A 16,596-nucleotide genomic window follows, 5' to 3' on the forward strand; every position below is an offset into this window, starting at 1 on the left:
CGGTCTCGCGGCGTTTTTTCTTCTTCTCGCGCCTCGGCTAAACTGCTCGCGTGAAAACACTCGGCGTCATCCTCGCGGCCTTTCTTATGCTGATCCAGTACCAGCTATGGATGGGCAAGGGCAGCCTGCCTCGCGGCGTGCAACTGCGCGCTGAGCTGGCGAACGTCGAGGCCGCCAATGAACAGGCCCGCGTCCGCAATGCTCAGCTCGAAGCCGAGCTGCGCGACCTGCGCGAAGGCCTGGAGATGGTCGAAGAAAAAGCGCGCTTCGAGCTGGGCATGATCAAGCCCGACGAGATCTACGTGCAAGTGCGCCGCTGAGCCGACGCGCTCACACGCTGCGGCGCCGCCACACACCCCATTCGAGGAGACGCCGTTCCGCATGGACGCCTTGCTGCACCTGCTGCAACCCCTGTTCGCCCCAGCTTTCGAGCTGCTGGGCAGCCCGATCAGCTGGACCGAGTTGATCGCCTTTGTGCTGGCCCTGTGGATGGTGGTCTGCAATATGCGCGTCCACGCCCTGGCATGGCCCTTGGCCATCATCAGCTCCCTGCTGTATTTCCTGCTGTTCTGGAGCGGCAAGCTCTACGGCGAGGCCAGCCTGCAGCTGGTCTTCGTCAGCGTGTCGCTCTGGGGCTGGTGGCAGTGGCTGCGCGGCAAGGGGGAGGACGGCCAGGCCTTGCGTGTACAGCGACTGAGCCGGCCGGGCCTGGCCCTGTCGGTGCTCGCCACCTTGCTGGCCTGGCCGCTGCTGGGCCTGTTTCTCCAGCACCAGACCGACTCCCAGGTTCCCTACTGGGACGCCTTCCCCACCGTTGCCAGCTTGCTGGGCCAATGGCTGCTGTCGCGCAAGTACCAGGAGAACTGGGGCGTGTGGGTGCTGGTCAATGGCGTCAGCGTGGCCCTGTTTGCTTACAAGGGCTACTGGTTGACCGTGCTGCTGTACGCCGTCTTCATCCCCATGTCGGTGGCCGGCTGGCGCGCCTGGGCGCAGCAGCTGCAACAAGGCACACCGCCGGCTTCGCGCCAGGCTCTGGCCTGAAACTCAGCACGCCGTGCCTGGTCTGCTGATCGCCATCGTCGGTGCGGAAAGCACCGGCAAGTCGAGCCTCGCTCAAGCCCTCCATTCTGCGCTGAGCACGGCCACCGGCCTGCGCTGTGCGCTCGCACCCGAGGTCTTGCGCGAATGGTGCGAAGCCGCCGGCCGTACGCCCCGACCCGAGGAACAAGCCGCCATTGCCGAGGCCCAGGCCGCACGCTGCGAGGCCCTGGCCCTGACGGCCGATCTGGTGCTCTGCGACACCACGCCCTTGATGACGGCCGTCTATAGCGAGCTGCTGTTTGCCGACCGATCCTTGCTCGACGCTGGCCTGGCCTTTCATCGCCGCTGCGCCCTGACCCTGCTGACCGCGCTGGACCTGCCTTGGGTGGCCGATGGGCTGCAGCGCGACGGAGCCCATGTGCGAGCGCCGGTGGACGCCGCTGTTCGTCGCGCCCTCCTGGGCGCCGGCTTGGGCTGGTCGGTGGTAGCCGGCAGCGGCGAACGGCGTTTGGACGCAGCGCTCAATGCCATCACACCCTTGCTGCTGGCCAAGCGGGCTTCACCCCTACCGGCTACGGGCTTGTTCAGCCGCCTGCAGGCACGCCAGGATGCCTTGCCCGAATGGCGCTGGGCCTGTGACAACTGCGATGTGCCCGAATGCGAGCACCTTTGGAACCCGCGCCGCTGAACGCAGCTCCGCCGCTTCACTGACCGAGACAGAGCCCCAGGCCTTGAGCCGCTTGCAGCAAGGGGTGATCCAGCGGCACCAGCCGGTTACGCCCCGCCACCTCGGCCAGGGGCACGCTGGTGAACTCGGCCCCCTGTAAGGCCACCATGCGGCCAAATCGCCGCTCGCGCACCAGCTGAGCCGCAGCCCAGCCGAACTGCGTGGCCAGCACGCGATCAAATGCAGTGGGCGTGCCGCCACGCTGCACATGGCCCAACAAGGTGGAGCGAACTTCGACCTCGCCGTGCTCCCCCAAAGCCTGCTGCAGCTGCTGCGCCAGCACCGCACCGATGCCGCCCAGGCGCACCGGGTCAGGGCTATCGCTCAACAGTGCGCGCACCACCTGGCTTTGCGCCTGGGCGTGAGCGCCCTCGGCCACGCAGATCAAGGCATGGCCGCCACCGGCCGTTCGGCGCCGGCAGTGCTCAATCACCGCCTCCAGCCGGTACGGCAGCTCGGGCAGCAGGATGGCGTCGGCCCCGCCCGCCAGACCGCCTTCCAGCGCGATCCAGCCGGCATTGCGCCCCATGGTCTCGGCAATCATGACCCGGCCGTGGCTGCGCGCTGTCGTCTCCAGCCGGTCCAGTGCTTCTGACACCACCGCCACGGCGCTGTCGAAACCGAAACTGCGCTCGGTCAGGAACAGGTCGTTGTCGATGGTCTTGGGCACGCCCACCACCGGCAGGCCCAAACGGCTGAATTGCTCAGCAATCGCCATGGTGCCATCACCGCCAATGGCAACCAGGGCATCGATGCCCTGGGTCCGAACGTAGTCCAGCACGCGCGCCGAGACATCGGCGCCACCCTCGGCGAAGTAATGGAAAGGGTCGCAGCGATTGTGCGTACCGAGAATGGTGCCGCCTTGCGCCAGGATGTCTTGCACATCGGCCAGGGCCAGGGGCCGCAGGCGCTGCTCGATCAGGCCCAGAAAGCCGCGCTCGACGCCACTGACGCGCGCGCCACACTGCTGGATCAGGGCCAGGCTGACGGCCCGGATCACGGCATTGAGACCGGGGCAATCGCCGCCGCCGGTGAGGATGGCTATGTGCATGCTGGGCCCGCTGTTGTTGTCGTTGCTGGAGTGGCAGCGGCGATTATGGGTCAGCGTGCCAGCAGGAAATACTCAAACAGCTGCGCCCCGCCGGCGCCTCCCAGGGGCACGAGCAAGGCCTTGACCAGGGGTTGCTCAAAGATCGGCGCCAGGGCACCGCCGCGCTCCTCTTGCACCGAACTCATCAAGCGTTTGAAGGGCTCGATCAGCTTGCGTTGATCCTCATCGCCGCCCATCAGCCAGCGCAGATCGGCCTCCATGCGGCGCAGCGCCCGGCTGCGCGCCTGTTCGGCCGCCTGCTTGAGCAAGACCGCCAGAGCCAGCAGCCCCAGCAGATAGGCGCTGGCGGCCATGGCCACGGGCAGGGTCAAGGACCAGTTGTCGAACAAGCGACTGCGCCCGACGATCAGCAAGGTCAGCACCACAAAAGGCCCCATCACCAAAGGGCCAATGCGGGCACTGCGGCGCACCACAATCTGCACATCGATCCAGTCATCGAGCAGGCTGTGGCGGCGCAGCGAGAGCGGCGCGTCGGCACGCAGCGCGGGGTCGGCGGCGATGGGGCGCAGCCACAGCTGCTCATGCGCGCTGCCCAGGCTGGCCGCGAAATACCCCAGCGTGGAGCCGGGGTAGACCGTGCGAGCCGCCGTGAGCAGGCGGATGAAGCGGCAGGCCAGCATGGTCGCATCGCCAACCGCCACCACCAGCAGAGGCAGCAGCACCAGGATGGCATCGAGCGTGAAGCGGATCAGCGCCCGGTGGTCGTCGCCGCGCACCGGCACCGCCGGACCGGCCCCATCGCTGAAACCGAAAAACAGGCCCAGCACCACCGCCAGGGTCAGCACAAAGCCCAGCAGGATGCGCAAGGCCCGCGGCACGCGGCTGCCGCGCCGGCCGTACTGGTGCCAGAGGATGCGGAAGTCCACGCTGCCGCCGGCCGGCGCATGCCAGCCTGCCACGCTCAGATGCCGCGACCAGATCCGGCGCATGAAACGCAGCCCGCCTTCACGCGCCGCCACCCCGGCGCGCTTGGGCGCTTGCTCGGGCAGGCGCAACCAAGCGCTTTCCTCGGCCATGCCATGCACGCTGCGCGACCAGGTGGCATCCAGGGTGTCGACGATGGCCAGCAAGGCCAGCAAATGGATCAGGTGCGAGGGCCAGGCGCTGATGCCCTCCAGCCAGGCCAAGGGCTCGCAGTTCTGGCAAGGCGTGGGTGCCGCTTGGCGCAGCATCAGCCCCCACAGCAGCAGCAGGCTCAACCAGCACAGACCCCGAAGAACCCGGCGTGCGCCAGGTGCCATCGCCAGCCCGGTGCGGAACCCGAAACGATGCTCGGGCGCCAGTGACAGCAGCAACAGCAAGGTACTTCCCAGGCTCAAGCCCAGCATGCCGGGCGCGAAACTCAGGCGGCCGGGCCAGAGCATCTCGCTTAAGCTGACCAAAGTGAAGAAGAACAGCCAGGCGTAGAGCGCCACAAAGCCCAGCTCGGGCAGAGAAATGCTGGGTGCAAGCACGCCCCCAGCCGGATCCTGCGCAGACTCCGCCCAACGTCGCTTGATGCAGCGAAGAACCGGCGTGCCGGGCCAGACCAGCAAGCCCAGCAGCATCAGCACCGGCAGGGCCACCGCCAGCAAGCGCACGGCATAGGGCTTGCTCGCTGGCCGGCGCTCGAAGGCGTAACCGCTCAGGGCAACGGCAGCACTTCGGCCCACCTCATAGAGCGAAGGGCGATCCAGCGCTTCCTCGGCCGCGCAGTCTTCGACCGCCCGGCAAGCCTTGCTCCGGCAGCCGGCATGCCGCGCTGCCAGGTAAGCCGAGGATTGGTAGACATCACGCCAGGGCGGGTTGCCGGCGGCCAGGTCGGGCGCAGGCAAGCCGACCCGATTCGCCACCGCCTGACAGTGCGCTGAAGGCAGGCGCGGGAATTCCAAGGGCAGGCTGGAAGCGACCAGCAGATTGCGGGTGAAGGTCTGGGTGCGCGGATGCAGAAAGCGCGCATCCATATCGGTGGTGAAGAACACCTTGTCAGCAAAGCTCTCGTGCAAGGCCTGCAAGAGGAGCAGCTTGTCATGCACATCGCTGGCCATCAGGCCGATGGCGCCGATGGGCACGGCGCCGACCTTGGCCTCGCTGCGCTGCAGCTGCTGGGCCAGGCGGCGCAGATAGTCGAGTTGGTCGCGGGCCTCGGGCCACTCGATACGGGCCTGGGCATCGCTCTTGCCAGCGCCTGCGCCTGACCGCCCGTCGTCGCGGCCGGCGTCGCGTGTGGTGACACCGTCCAAGCCACGGAAGAAATACAGCTCCTCCAGCTGCAAAGCCGGGTTCTGAGATAGCTTGGCGCGCAGCTGACCGACCAAGGCCTGGGCATAGAGCGAGTCGCGCTCGCCGATCAGCACCACGCGCTGGGGCGAGTCCTTGCTGGCCGCCAGGCGCAGGCTCAGCTCGCCCGTCAACTGGGCCAGCAATTCCTTGTCGCTGCTGATCTTGCGAATCAGGCGCACCGGCGGGTCCTGGCGGCCGCCTTGCAAACGACAAAAACGCCAGGCGATGTAGTCTTCCAAGCTGCTGCCGCCCAGCTCACTGAGCATGTCGTCGCTGGCGGTCGAAAAGGGGCTCAGGAGCAAGGCACGCGAAAGATGCCAATAGCCGTCCAGGGAAGGGTCCTGCGTGGACGGCACTTGGGCCAATGGGCGCTGACCGGCCGGCATGGCACAGCTCTCGCGCGAGGCGCGCCCCGGGCCATGGCGCCAAGCGCCGCTGCGCAGATCGGCCAGAGCCACACGCAAGGCGTCGGTGGTGGAAGGGCCAATCACCGCGAGTGGCGGAGGCTCATGCCGGGCGGACACCCAGGGCTCGAACAAGGCGTGCAGCATCAAGGCCAGCGAGTCCAGCTTGCGCGTAGGCAGGGCCGTCTCATCCACCCAGAGCAAGACCACCTGGCTGTAACGCGAAGCATCGGCGATGTCGGGCACGCCGGACGCCGCTTGCGCGGGGCGCGCTGGCGAGGACGTGGCCACCGCCGCACTCAGGGCGCTGGCGGACAGCAACTCATAAGGCACCAGCAAGCCGGGCCGTGCGCCGTCGCTGGCAGCCGGCTGGGCACTGAGCTTGGACTCATCGAGCTGCAGCAGGCCCAGACGCTCGGCATTGTCCGGCACATAACCCTTGGCCTGCAGGCCCGCCAACACGGCATAGCGGGTACGCCGCCGCCCTTCTTCGGCGCCGACAAAAGCATTGCCGGGCACCAGGGCCACCAGCACCAGGGTTTCACTGGCATCCAGATCGTCGTCGCCCATCAGGCGCCGCGAAAGCTCTTTGGGCGTGCGCAGCGCCGCCACCGACTTGAGCTTGCAATCGGTGGCCTTGGCCGGGTCTTTGTAGAGCTTGTCGCAGCGCTCCAGGCGCTCGGACTCGTGGCGGCGCACGGCAACAAACGGGTCCTCCCAGAGCCGCGCCTCGACCTCCAGATCGGCCGCGGTGACCGCTTGCGCCCGCTCCTTCTCGGCCGGCCGCAGCTGATCGAACGCATGAGGCACCAGCTGGGTGCTGGTGACAAAGGCGACCAGCACCGCCAAGCTGGTCCAGGGAAATCCGCCGCCCTTGTTGTCCATCGTCGCCCTTCCCGGCCCACGGGCCTGTGCACGGCCCATCACATGAGGGGTCGTCAGGCAAGGTCGGGGATCAGGGCGGGGACGTCAATCCCACAGTGCTTATTGCCAGAAAGTGCCGCGGCACCAACGCCTACTGGACGGTGCCGCTGCCGCCTGCTTGTGCCAGGTCTTGCGCAAACAGCTGGCCGACGTCGACCGCGTCGAAGTGGTACTGCAGGCCGCAGAACTCACAGCCGATCTCGACATTGCCGCGCTCGGCCAAGACCTCGTCCACCTCTTCGCGACCCAGGCCCTTGAGCATCTGGCTGACGCGCTCGCGCGAGCAATTGCAGGCGAAGCGCGGCGTCAGGGGCTCAAAGCGACGCACCGTTTCCTCCCAGAACAAGCGCCGCAAGATGGTCTCAGCATCCAGGCCGAGCAACTCATCGCGCGTCAGGGTGGCGGCCAGCATGCTGATACGGTTGAAGGCATCGGACAGGCCGATGTCATCCTCGTTCTTGGCTCCACCCAGATTGCCCTCGCCCTGCACCGGCAGGCGCTGAATCAAGAGGCCGGCAGCGATTTCGTCATTGGCAAACAGCACCAGCTTCGTGTCGAGCTGCTCGGACTGCAGCATGTAATGCTCCAGCACCTCGGACAGCTTCTGCAGCGGCTCGCGCTGGTCGCCATGCAGAGGCACCACGCCTTGGTAGGGCTGCTGGCCGGGAAATTTGTCCTTGGGGTCTAGGGTGATGGCGCAGCGGCCCTGACCATGGACATTGAGCATGGCCTCGAGTTGCGCACCCGCCGGCACCTCGCCGACCAGCTTGGCGGTGGCACGGAAGCTCAGGTCCGGCTGCACCTCGGCGACTGCCAGCTTGACGGGACCGTCGCCAAAGACCTGCAGCACCAAGGCGCCATTGAACTTGATATTGGACTGCATCAATACCGCAGCCGCGGCCATCTCGCCGAGCAAGGCGCGCAGCTCGGGCGGGTGGGCGCCGACGGTCTCGCGGCGCTTGAGCACCTCTTGCCAGCTGTCGGTCAGGCGTACCAGCATGCCGCGCACGGGCAGGCCTTCGAACAAGAATTTATGCAGTTCACTCATGGCTTGGCTTGGGAATTCTGGGGGTAGTCGCTGCTGATGTTCTGGAGGCCGCTGGCGTAGCGCTGGCCATTGGCAATGTAGTGACGGGCGCTGGCGCGCAGACCTTCGACCTGGGCCGAGGTCAGCTCTCGAAGCACCTTGGCCGGGCTGCCGACGATCAGGCTGCCGTCTGGAAACTCCTTGCCCTCGGTGACCAAGGCACCGGCGCCCACGATGCTGTTGCGGCCGATGCGGGCACCATTGAGCACCACAGCGCCGATGCCGATCAGTGAGTTCTCGCCCACGGTGCAGCCATGCAGCATCACCTGGTGACCGACCGTCACGCCCGCCTCCAAGCGCAGCGGAAAGCCGTGGTCGGCATGCAGCACGGAGCCGTCCTGGATATTGCAGCCAGGGCCGATGTGCAGATGTTCGCTGTCACCGCGCAGCACGGCGTTGAACCAGATGCTGACGTCTTCGTCGAGATGCACCCGGCCGATGACCTGGGCACTGTCGGCCACCCAGGCGCTGGCGGCGACTTCGGGCCGGTGTTCGTCCAACTGGAAAATCGCCATCTCGCACTCCCGGACGGCCCCCGGCCGCAGCAAAACCCGACATTTTAAGCGGCCAAGCACACCGGGCCACCTGCCCAGGGCTTTAGCCGCGGGGCCGGGGATAATTTACCCATGATGCCTCCGGACTGCCGCGCCCGTGCCCTGCACACCCTTTGCCTGAACTCGCCTGCCGACAAAGCCGCCGCCGCGCAGGCGCTCTACGTCGACGCTCAGAACGGCCTGGCCCTGGACCCCGATGCGCAGCTGCAGCGTCCGGAGGGCGTGCCCGGCCGACCCGAGCGGCCACGTTTGCTGTCGGCCCTGCAAGTACCCAACCGCTCGCCCTTCACCCTGGAGGGACGGGCCGCGCTGATCCACGCCATCGCCCATATCGAGTTCAACGCCATCAATTTGGCACTCGACGCGGTCTGGCGCTTTGCCGGCATGCCGCGCGAGTTCTACCTCGACTGGCTGCGTGTGGCGGCCGAGGAGGCGCAGCACTTCGGCTTGCTGCACGAGCACCTGAATAGCTTGGGCCACCAGTACGGCGACTTCGATGCCCACGACGGCCTCTGGACCATGGCCGAGCGCACGGCCGAGGATGTGCTGGCGCGCATGGCCCTGGTGCCGCGCACCCTGGAAGCGCGCGGGCTGGACGCCACACCGCCGCTGCAAGCCAAGCTGGCCCGCGCTGGCGACCACCGGGCGGTGGCCATCCTGGACATCATCCTGCGTGAGGAGATCGGGCATGTCGAGATCGGCAATCGCTGGTATCGGCACTGTTGCCGCTTGCGCGGCCTGGATCCGGTCGCCATCTACCCGGGTTTGGTGCTGCAGTACCAGGCGCCGCGTCTGCGCCCGCCCTTCAACCTGGCGGCGCGCGGCGCAGCTGGCTTCAGTGCCGAGGAATTGGCGTATCTGCAGGCTGATATTCGCCCCGACACGGCTGGCCGCGATGCCTGAAGGCGCGAGGGCGTTAAACTGCGCCCGTGACACCCCGCCTGATCGCCTTCCTCACTGCCCAGCTGTTCGTGCTGCTGACCCTGTTCGCGCAGAACATGGCGGTGGCGCAGGTCATGGTGAGCGCGACGGTGGCTGCCGCGGCTCTCAGCCCGGCCCAGTCCGTGGCAGATCCGTCCGCCGTCGACGCCGAATTTGCGTCCGCGGCCCATGATCTTCGGGCTCCCGCGGATGAGCAGGAACACGCAGGCAATGGCCAAGATGCTGGCAGCATGGAATGGCCTGAGCTGGCGCTGAACTCCTCAGTGCCGCAAGCGCCGAGAGAGCCTCTGGAACTCTGGCAGGCCCAGCCCTGCCGCTTGCCGGTTGCGCCGGCGCTGGAGGGGCCGCAACGGCCGCCTCAAGGACTGGCTTCGCGACTGCCAGGCTGAAGCCTGCAGCGCGCTCGCAGGCCCCGACGCCTGCAGCCCCGTCCGGCCAGTCCGGGCGCGAGCCTCCCCACACTGATTTTTTGGCACTCTGAGGCTTCCCGCCCTTTCGGCCTTACCTCTCGCTGACACGCCATGGACTTCCTGCTCGACCCCAATCTTTGGATCGCCTTCGCGATGCTGACCGCCCTGGAAATCGTCCTGGGCATCGACAACATCATCTTCATCTCGATCCTGGTGGGTCGACTGCCCGCCGCCCAACGCGACCAGGCCCGGCGGCTGGGGCTGGGCTTTGCCATGGTGTCGCGTCTGCTGCTGCTGTTCTCGCTGAGCTGGGTCATGGGCCTGACCGACGATCTGTTCCAGGTTTTCGGCCAGGGCATCAGCGGGCGTGATCTGGTGCTGCTGTTCGGTGGTCTTTTCCTGCTCTACAAGGCCTCACATGAGATCTTTGTCGAGGTGGAGGCGCAGGAGCAGGATGGCCCGCCGGCGGCCGACGCCGCAGCCTTGAAGGCCGCGGGGCAGAAGCTGTTTTGGATGACCATCGGCCAAATCGCCATCATTGACATCGTGTTCTCGCTCGATTCCGTGATCACAGCGGTGGGCATGGTGGACCAGATTGGCGTGATGGTGGCGGCGGTGGTGACCTCGGTGGCTGTGATGCTGGTGGCGGCCAAGCCGATCGGCGAGTTCGTTGATCGCCACCCCTCCGTCAAGGTGCTGGCCCTGGCCTTCCTGGTCATGGTGGGCATGGCGCTGACCGCCGAAGCCTTCGACCAGCATGTACCCAAAGGATACATCTACGCCGCCATGTGCTTCTCGCTGGCCGTGGAGGCACTGAACATCCGCGCCCGGGGCAAGCGCCGCGCCGCGGCGGCCGAGGCCAGCGGCGCGGCTTGAACTTTTCGAAGAACTCTGTTTTCCCTTCACTCAACTCTCAGGAGCTGTCATGAACGCAAGCTTTAACAATGTCTCAACCGGCCTGGGCGACGGCGCTCTGCGCCAGGAACGCAACCGTGTGCTGCGCAACACCTACTGGCTGCTCGCCTTGTCCATGGTGCCGACCGTGCTGGGCGCTTGGCTGGGCGTGGCCACCGGTATTTCCAAGGCCATGTCGCCCATGGTCGGCCTGATCGTCTTCATGGCCGGCGCTTTCGGCTTCATGTACGCCATCGAGAAGACCAAGAACTCGGCCGCCGGCGTTCCCATGCTGCTGGCCTTCACCTTCTTCATGGGCGTGATGCTCTCGCGCCTGGTGGGCACGGTGCTGGGCTTGGCCAACGGTGCTGAGCTGATCATGACGGCCTTTGCCGGCACGGGCGCCATCTTCCTGGGCATGGCCTCGCTGTCGAGCGTGATCAAGCGCGACTTGAGCTCGATGGGCAAGTTCCTCTTCATCGGCATGATCTTGATGCTGGTGGCGGGCATTGCCAACATCTTCCTGCAATCGAGCGCGCTGATGATCACGCTGTCGGTGCTGGCCATCGGCATCTTTTCGGCCTTTATCCTCTATGACCTCAAGCGGGTGCAGGACGGCGAGGAAACCAACTACATCACTGCAACGCTGGGCGTCTACCTGAGCCTGTACAACGTGTTCCAGTCGCTGCTGGCCCTGCTGGGCATCTTCGGCGGCCGCGAGGAGTGATTCGGGCCGCCCGCTCAAAATCACTCTGACCCCAATTTCGCGTGAGCGCCTTCCCGGGCTCACGCGAGAAGCAAGAGGCGGCGCCGCGATAATCGGCGCCGCCTCTTTTTTTGCCGCCCTTCGCTCCCAAGAAAGCCCTGCCCCTTGAGCCGCATCCAAGCCAATCTCCTGCTGACCCTCATCGCCCTGATCTGGGGTTCGGCCTTTGTGGCGCAAAGCCATGGCATGCAGGAGCTGGGGCCGATGATGTTCACCGGCCTGCGCTTCTTAGTCGGCGCCCTGGTGGTGCTGCCCCTGGCCTGGCGCGAGTGGCAGCATCTGGCCGGGCGCCAGTTGGCCCTGAACCGCGATGACGGGCTGAAGATTCTCGGCCTGGGCACCCTGCTCACCCTCGGTGCGGCGATGCAGCAGATTGGTATCAAGTACACAACCGTCACCAATGCAGGATTTCTGACCGCGCTCTATGTGCCCCTGGTGCCGGTGCTGGGCTGGTTGCTGCTGCGCCAGTTGCCGCATTGGTCGGTCTGGCCGGGCGCCCTGGCCTGCTTGGTGGGCGCCTTCCTGCTCTCGGGTGCGCAGCACTTGGAGATCGGCCTCGGCGACCTCTGGGTGATTGCCTCGGCCCTGCCCTGGGGTCTGCATGTGCTCTTGATCGGCCGCGTGGCCGACCGCATGGCCGCGCCCTTTTTGGTCGCTTGCGGCCAGTTCTTTGTCTGCGGTCTGCTGGCCCTGGCCTGGGGTCTGCTGTTCGAGCCCTTCAGCGCCGCCGGCGTCCAGTCAGCGGCCACGCCGATTCTCTACACCGGCATCCTGTCGGTCGGCGTTGCCTTCACGGCCCAGGTGGTGGCGCAGCGCTATGCCCACGCTGCCGATGCCGCCATCGTGCTGTCTTCGGAAACGCTGTTTGCCGCCCTATTTGGCTATTGGTTGATGGGCGACCGCCTGGCGCCTGCGGGTTTGGCTGGTTGCGCCCTGATCCTGGGCAGCTTGCTGCTGGTGCAGCTCCTTCCCCTGCTCCAGACGGCCCGAAACTCAAGTGAAGTTTCACCAATTAAGTAAAAACCCTTGGTTTTGTCATAGGGTTTTCACGAATGGCATTGATAATTGCGCTCGAAGCCACCCAGAAGGGCGGCCCCTACGAGACAAAACAAAGCCATGACTGCGACACCTTTCTTCCTCGCCCAATCGCAACAGTACCTGCTGAGCGCCGACGCCCAGCCTTCCCTGGCCGGCACCTTCGGCCTCGGCAAGCAAGCCCATCTCGTGGCCGAGACCCTGGGTTTGGCTGCCACCCTGGGCGGATTCGGTCTGACCGCCCTGATGATGGGCCTGGCGATGTAAACCCACGCTGATCGCGCCTAGCGATCAGACGGCCCGCCCGAGTCGGGCTCAAAGCTCAAACGCCGTGGTCTTCTTGACCGTGCGCAGCACCAGCATCGAATTGCTGCGCGCCACCCCCGGCAGGTGCATCAGCACATTGCTGTGCAGGCGCTCCAGATCCTCGGCATCCTTGTAGGCGAAGCGTATCAGGTAGTCATTGGTGCCCGCCACATAGAAGCAATCGAGGATCTCCGGGATGTCTCGCACAGCCTGCTCAAAAGCGCCCAGCGCCTGCGGCGTCATGCGTTCCAGATTGATGATGGTGAAGCTGGTGCCCGGTTGGCCGATGGCCTTGGGGCTCAGCAGCGCCACATAGCCGGCAATCACACCCGAATCTTCCAGCTGTTTGACACGGCGCAAGCAGGCCGAGGGCGAGAGATGGACCAACTTGGCCAGCTCCACATTGCTGATGCGGCCGTCGCGCTGCAGCTCGGCCAAGATGCTGCGATCGATCGCATCCAAAGTCACTTCTGAACTCATATTTCGAATTTTGTGCGAATCATTCAATGAATGATGGCATGAAAGTGCAGAACCTCGGGTAAGCACCGGGGCGAAAGCGCTCGCACATTGCGCGTGAGGCTCTCTAGACTGGATCTCAATCACAGGTCTTGAGGAGAGCCCGACATGAGCCAGAGTTCCGATCCGAAGTTGGACGCCTACTGGATGCCGTTCACGGCCAACCGGCAGTTCAAGAAGTCGCCGCGCCTGCTGACGCGCGCCGACGGCATGTACTTCACCGATGACAAGGGCCGCCAGGTGCTGGACGGCATTGCCGGGCTCTGGTGCGTCAACGCCGGCCACAACCGCCCACGCATCGTCGAGGCGATCCAGAAACAGGCCGCCGAGCTCGATTTCGCGCCGCCCTTCCAGATGGCCCACCCCAAGGCCTTCGAGCTGGCCGAGCGCCTGGTCGAGCTGACACCCGCCGGGCTCAGCAAGGCTTTTTTCACGAACTCGGGCTCCGAGGCGGTGGAGACCGCGCTCAAGATGGCCCTGGCCTACCACCGCGTGCGCGGTGAAGGCTCACGCACCCGCTTGATCGGCCGGGAGCGCGGCTACCACGGCGTGAACTTTGGCGGCATCTCGGTCGGCGGCATGGTGGCCAACCGCAAGATGTTCGGCACCCTGCTCAGCGGCGTGGACCATCTGCGCCACACCCACGACCCGGCGCGCAACGCCTACTCCATGGGCCAGCCCCTGCACGGCGCCGAGCTGGCCGACGACTTGGAACGCATGGTCGCCCTGCATGACGCCAGCACCATCGCCGCCGTCATCGTTGAGCCCATTGCCGGCTCCACCGGCGTGCTGATCCCACCCCAGGGCTATCTGAAACGCTTGCGCGAGATCTGCGACAAGCACGGCATCTTGCTGATCTTCGACGAGGTCATCACCGGCTTCGGCCGCACCGGCCAGCCCTTCGGCGCCCAGACCTTTGGCGTCACGCCGGACCTGATGACGGTGGCCAAGGGCCTGACCAACGGCGCCGTGCCCATGGGCGCGGTGTTCGCCAAGCAGTCCATCTACGACACCTTCATGCAGGGCCCCGAGCACCTGATCGAGTTCTTCCACGGCTACACCTACTCCGCTCACCCTCTGGCCTGTGCGGCCGCCCTGGGTACCTTGGACACCTACGCCGAAGAAGGCCTGCTGACCCGCGCCGGCGAGATGCAGACCTACTTTGCCGAGGCCCTGCATTCGCTCACGGGCGCAGCCCATGTGATCGACATCCGCAATATGGGCCTGGTTGGTGGCGTCGAGCTGGCGCCGCTGCCGGGCGAGCCGGCCAAACGCGCCTTCTCGGTCTTCCTCGATTGCTGGGAGCAAGGTGTCTTGATCCGCACCACCGGCGACACCATTGCCTTCAGCCCGCCGCTGATCATCGAGAAGCAGCACATCGACCGCTTGATCGACACCGTGCGCACCGCTTTGCATCGCGCCGCCTGAGCTTCCAAGAACCCGACGCTTGCATGCCTTTGCTGCAGATCGATCGCCAACTCGCGCGTGACAGCTACTACGCGGCCACCGCGCCGCAAGGCCCGGCTTTTGCGCCGCTGCATGGCACGGTGCAGGCTGATGTGGCCATCGTCGGCGGCGGCTTGGCCGGGCTTTCCGCTACGCTGGAGCTGAGCGCGCGCGGCTTCAGCGTGGCTTTGCTGGAGGCTGGCGAGATCGGCGGTGGCGCGTCCGGCCGCAATGGCGGCCAGGCCCTGGCCGGCTTGGCCTGCGAGCACGGCGAGATCGAACATCAGCTCGGGCTGGAGACAGCCCGCCGGATCTGGGCCATGAGCCTGGAAGCCGTCGATCTGATCCGTCAGCGCTGCAAAGACTACGCCATCGACTGTGATTGGCAGGACGGCTTTCTCAGCGTGGCCACCAGCGCGCGCAAAGCTGCCGACCTGCAGACCTGGCAGCAGCGCATGGCCGAGGTCTACGGCTATGAGCAGCGCTGGATTCCCAAGAACGAGCTGCCCGGCTGGATCGACAGCCCGCGCTACCAGGCGGGCGTCCATGACCCGGCCTCGGGCCACTTGCATCCGCTCAAATACTGCCGCGCGCTCGCTCACTTGCTCATCGACGCCACGCGCCGCCCTGGCACCGCGCCGGTGCAGCTGTTCGAGCACAGCCCGGCCCTGGCACTGGAACAGGGCACGGCCGCCCAAACAGGGATCACCTTGCGCAGCAGCCAGGGCCAGTTGCGCGCCAAGTACCTGCTGCTGGCCGGCAATGTGTACCTGCCCGAACTGGCGCCACAGATGGCCCCCCAGCTGGCCCATCGCATCATGCCGGTCGGCACCTACATCGGCTGCAGCCAAGCCATTGAGGCCGAGCGACTGAAGGCCCTGATCCCCTCGCGCAGCGCCGTGTGCGACACCAATTTCGTGCTCGACTACTTCCGCCCCACGGCCGACCGACGCCTGCTCTACGGCGGCCGCGTCAGCTACAGCACGCGCACGCCGCCGGACCTCAAGGCCAGCATGGCGGCACGCATGCACGCCACCTTCCCGCAGCTGGCCGACATCGGCATGGAATATGCATGGGGTGGTTTTGTGGACATCAGCATGAACCGCGCCCCCGATTTCGGCCGCCTGGGCACCGCTCAGAATATCTATTACTTGCAGGGCTTCTCCGGCCATGGCCTGGCCCTGACGGGGCTGGCGGGCAAGCTGGTGGCCGAGGCCATGGCGGGCGACGCCAGCCGCTTTGATTGTTTTGCCAGATTGCGCCACCGCCCCTTCCCCGGTGGCACACTGATGCGCATGCCAGCCTTGGTGCTGGGCATGGCGTACTACCGACTGAAGGATCTGCTGTGACACAGGTCAAGAAGCCCCGAACGCAAGGACTGCAAGCACCACGAAAGCCGGTGGTGCTGGTGCCCGCCTGCCAACGCATGGTGGGCGACTACCCCAACCACATCGCCGGAAAAAAGTACGTAGATGCGGTTCGCCTGGCCGGCTGCCTGCCCCTGATCGTGCCCAATGTCGAAGTGCAGGACCTCGATGCCTTGCTGGACCTGGCCGATGGCGTGCTGCTGACCGGCTCACCATCCAATGTGCACCCCAGGCATTTCGACGAGGCGGTTCACAACCCGGCTCTGCCCCTGGACCCCGAACGCGATGCCTGGACCCTGCCGCTGATCCCCAAGGCCCTGGCGCGCGGCCTGCCCTTGTTCGCCATCTGCCGCGGCTTCCAGGAGGCCAATGTGGCCCTGGGCGGCAGCCTGCACCAGGCGGTGCAAGAGCAGACCGGGCTGCAGGATCACCGCGCGCCGGAAGGCCAGCCGCCGGAGATCGCCTATGCCGATCAACACGAGATTCACATCCAGGCGGGCGGCCGTTTGCAGGCCTTGCTGGGCCAGGACCGCATCCGTGTGAATTCGCTGCATGGCCAGGGCGTCAAACGCCTGGCGCCGGGCCTGCGCGTCGAAGCGCTCGCGCCCGATGGTTTGATCGAAGCCTTCAGCATGGCCGAAGCACCCGGCTTTTCGCTCTGCGTGCAATGGCATCCCGAATGGCAGGCCGAACGCAACCCGCATTCCATGGCCTTGCTGCAAGCCTTTGGCCGAGCCTGCCGCGACTACCGCGAGCAAATTCACCAACCCCGCCATGACTCCTTGCGCGACCCCGAGACCTAGA

Annotated in this window: 17 protein-coding genes; 12 read left to right on the plus strand and 5 right to left on the minus strand. The window is 66.1% G+C overall.

Annotated elements, in window-relative coordinates; all coding sequences use genetic code 11:
* Positions 1–50: 50 nt before the first annotated feature.
* From LNV28_RS15910 to LNV28_RS15920, 3 genes are all read left to right on the plus strand, one after another.
* On the plus strand, positions 51–320 hold the full coding sequence (locus LNV28_RS15910; RefSeq protein ID WP_263517350.1) for a septum formation initiator family protein: 270 nt from the start codon (positions 51–53) through the stop codon (positions 318–320).
* 61 nt (positions 321–381) lie between these two features.
* Entirely contained in the window at positions 382–1,041 is a 660-nt protein-coding gene (gene pnuC / locus LNV28_RS15915) for a nicotinamide riboside transporter PnuC (RefSeq protein WP_263517351.1), read from the plus strand.
* Positions 1,042–1,054: 13 nt separating this feature from the next.
* On the plus strand, positions 1,055–1,729 hold the full coding sequence (locus LNV28_RS15920) for an AAA family ATPase (protein ID WP_263517352.1): 675 nt from the start codon (positions 1,055–1,057) through the stop codon (positions 1,727–1,729).
* A gap of 16 nt (positions 1,730–1,745) precedes the next feature.
* Here the strand turns inward: LNV28_RS15920 and LNV28_RS15925 are convergent, their stop codons facing one another.
* From LNV28_RS15925 to LNV28_RS15940, 4 genes are all read right to left on the minus strand, one after another.
* Positions 1,746–2,819, minus strand: a complete 1,074-nt coding sequence (locus tag LNV28_RS15925; RefSeq protein ID WP_263517353.1) for a 6-phosphofructokinase — start codon at positions 2,817–2,819, stop codon at positions 1,746–1,748.
* A 50-nt stretch (positions 2,820–2,869) separates the two neighbouring features.
* The gene (locus LNV28_RS15930; protein WP_263517354.1) at positions 2,870–6,430 is read right to left on the minus strand and encodes a hypothetical protein; all 3,561 of its coding nucleotides are present in this window, start codon (positions 6,428–6,430) and stop codon (positions 2,870–2,872) included.
* A 130-nt stretch (positions 6,431–6,560) separates the two neighbouring features.
* Positions 6,561–7,517, minus strand: coding sequence for an Hsp33 family molecular chaperone HslO (gene hslO / locus LNV28_RS15935; RefSeq protein WP_263517355.1), 957 nt, complete (start codon positions 7,515–7,517; stop codon positions 6,561–6,563).
* Positions 7,514–8,071 carry a gamma carbonic anhydrase family protein gene (locus LNV28_RS15940; RefSeq protein ID WP_263517356.1) on the minus strand — a complete coding sequence of 186 codons (558 nt, stop codon included), beginning with the start codon at positions 8,069–8,071 and terminating at the stop codon, positions 7,514–7,516. The genes hslO and LNV28_RS15940 overlap by 4 nt, the downstream gene beginning before the upstream one ends.
* A 111-nt stretch (positions 8,072–8,182) precedes the next feature.
* Here LNV28_RS15940 and LNV28_RS15945 point away from each other — a divergent pair, with 111 nt between their 5' ends.
* From LNV28_RS15945 to LNV28_RS15970, 6 genes are all read left to right on the plus strand, one after another.
* The gene (locus LNV28_RS15945; RefSeq protein WP_411969985.1) at positions 8,183–9,013 is read left to right on the plus strand and encodes a ferritin-like domain-containing protein; all 831 of its coding nucleotides are present in this window, start codon (positions 8,183–8,185) and stop codon (positions 9,011–9,013) included.
* Between the two features lie 26 nt (positions 9,014–9,039).
* Complete coding sequence (locus LNV28_RS15950; protein WP_263517357.1) at positions 9,040–9,441, plus strand: hypothetical protein; 402 nt, start codon at positions 9,040–9,042, stop codon at positions 9,439–9,441.
* A gap of 132 nt (positions 9,442–9,573) precedes the next feature.
* Positions 9,574–10,338 (plus strand): TerC family protein, encoded by a 765-nt coding sequence (locus tag LNV28_RS15955; protein ID WP_263517358.1) that lies wholly within the window; start codon positions 9,574–9,576, stop codon positions 10,336–10,338.
* Positions 10,339–10,387: 49 nt separating this feature from the next.
* Complete coding sequence (locus LNV28_RS15960) at positions 10,388–11,083, plus strand: Bax inhibitor-1/YccA family protein (RefSeq protein WP_263517359.1); 696 nt, start codon at positions 10,388–10,390, stop codon at positions 11,081–11,083.
* A 144-nt stretch (positions 11,084–11,227) separates the two neighbouring features.
* Positions 11,228–12,142, plus strand: coding sequence for a DMT family transporter (locus LNV28_RS15965; RefSeq protein ID WP_263517360.1), 915 nt, complete (start codon positions 11,228–11,230; stop codon positions 12,140–12,142).
* Between the two features lie 96 nt (positions 12,143–12,238).
* Positions 12,239–12,424 carry a hypothetical protein gene (locus LNV28_RS15970; protein WP_263517361.1) on the plus strand — a complete coding sequence of 62 codons (186 nt, stop codon included), beginning with the start codon at positions 12,239–12,241 and terminating at the stop codon, positions 12,422–12,424.
* A 48-nt stretch (positions 12,425–12,472) separates the two neighbouring features.
* Here the strand turns inward: LNV28_RS15970 and LNV28_RS15975 are convergent, their stop codons facing one another.
* Entirely contained in the window at positions 12,473–12,943 is a 471-nt protein-coding gene (locus LNV28_RS15975; protein ID WP_263517362.1) for an Lrp/AsnC family transcriptional regulator, read from the minus strand.
* Positions 12,944–13,087: 144 nt separating this feature from the next.
* Between LNV28_RS15975 and aptA the strand changes: the two genes are divergently transcribed.
* The 3 genes from aptA to LNV28_RS15990 are packed head-to-tail and all read left to right on the plus strand — an operon-like array spanning position 13,088 to position 16,595.
* Positions 13,088–14,407, plus strand: coding sequence for an omega-aminotransferase AptA (gene aptA / locus LNV28_RS15980; protein ID WP_263517363.1), 1,320 nt, complete (start codon positions 13,088–13,090; stop codon positions 14,405–14,407).
* Between the two features lie 23 nt (positions 14,408–14,430).
* The gene (locus LNV28_RS15985) at positions 14,431–15,774 is read left to right on the plus strand and encodes an NAD(P)/FAD-dependent oxidoreductase (RefSeq protein WP_263517364.1); all 1,344 of its coding nucleotides are present in this window, start codon (positions 14,431–14,433) and stop codon (positions 15,772–15,774) included.
* On the plus strand, positions 15,771–16,595 hold the full coding sequence (locus tag LNV28_RS15990) for a gamma-glutamyl-gamma-aminobutyrate hydrolase family protein (RefSeq protein WP_263517365.1): 825 nt from the start codon (positions 15,771–15,773) through the stop codon (positions 16,593–16,595). The genes LNV28_RS15985 and LNV28_RS15990 overlap by 4 nt, the downstream gene beginning before the upstream one ends.
* Position 16,596 lies beyond the last annotated feature (1 nt).

The organism is Paucibacter sp. DJ2R-2 (genome assembly GCF_025717675.1).
GTDB lineage: Bacteria > Pseudomonadota > Gammaproteobacteria > Burkholderiales > Burkholderiaceae_C > Paucibacter_A.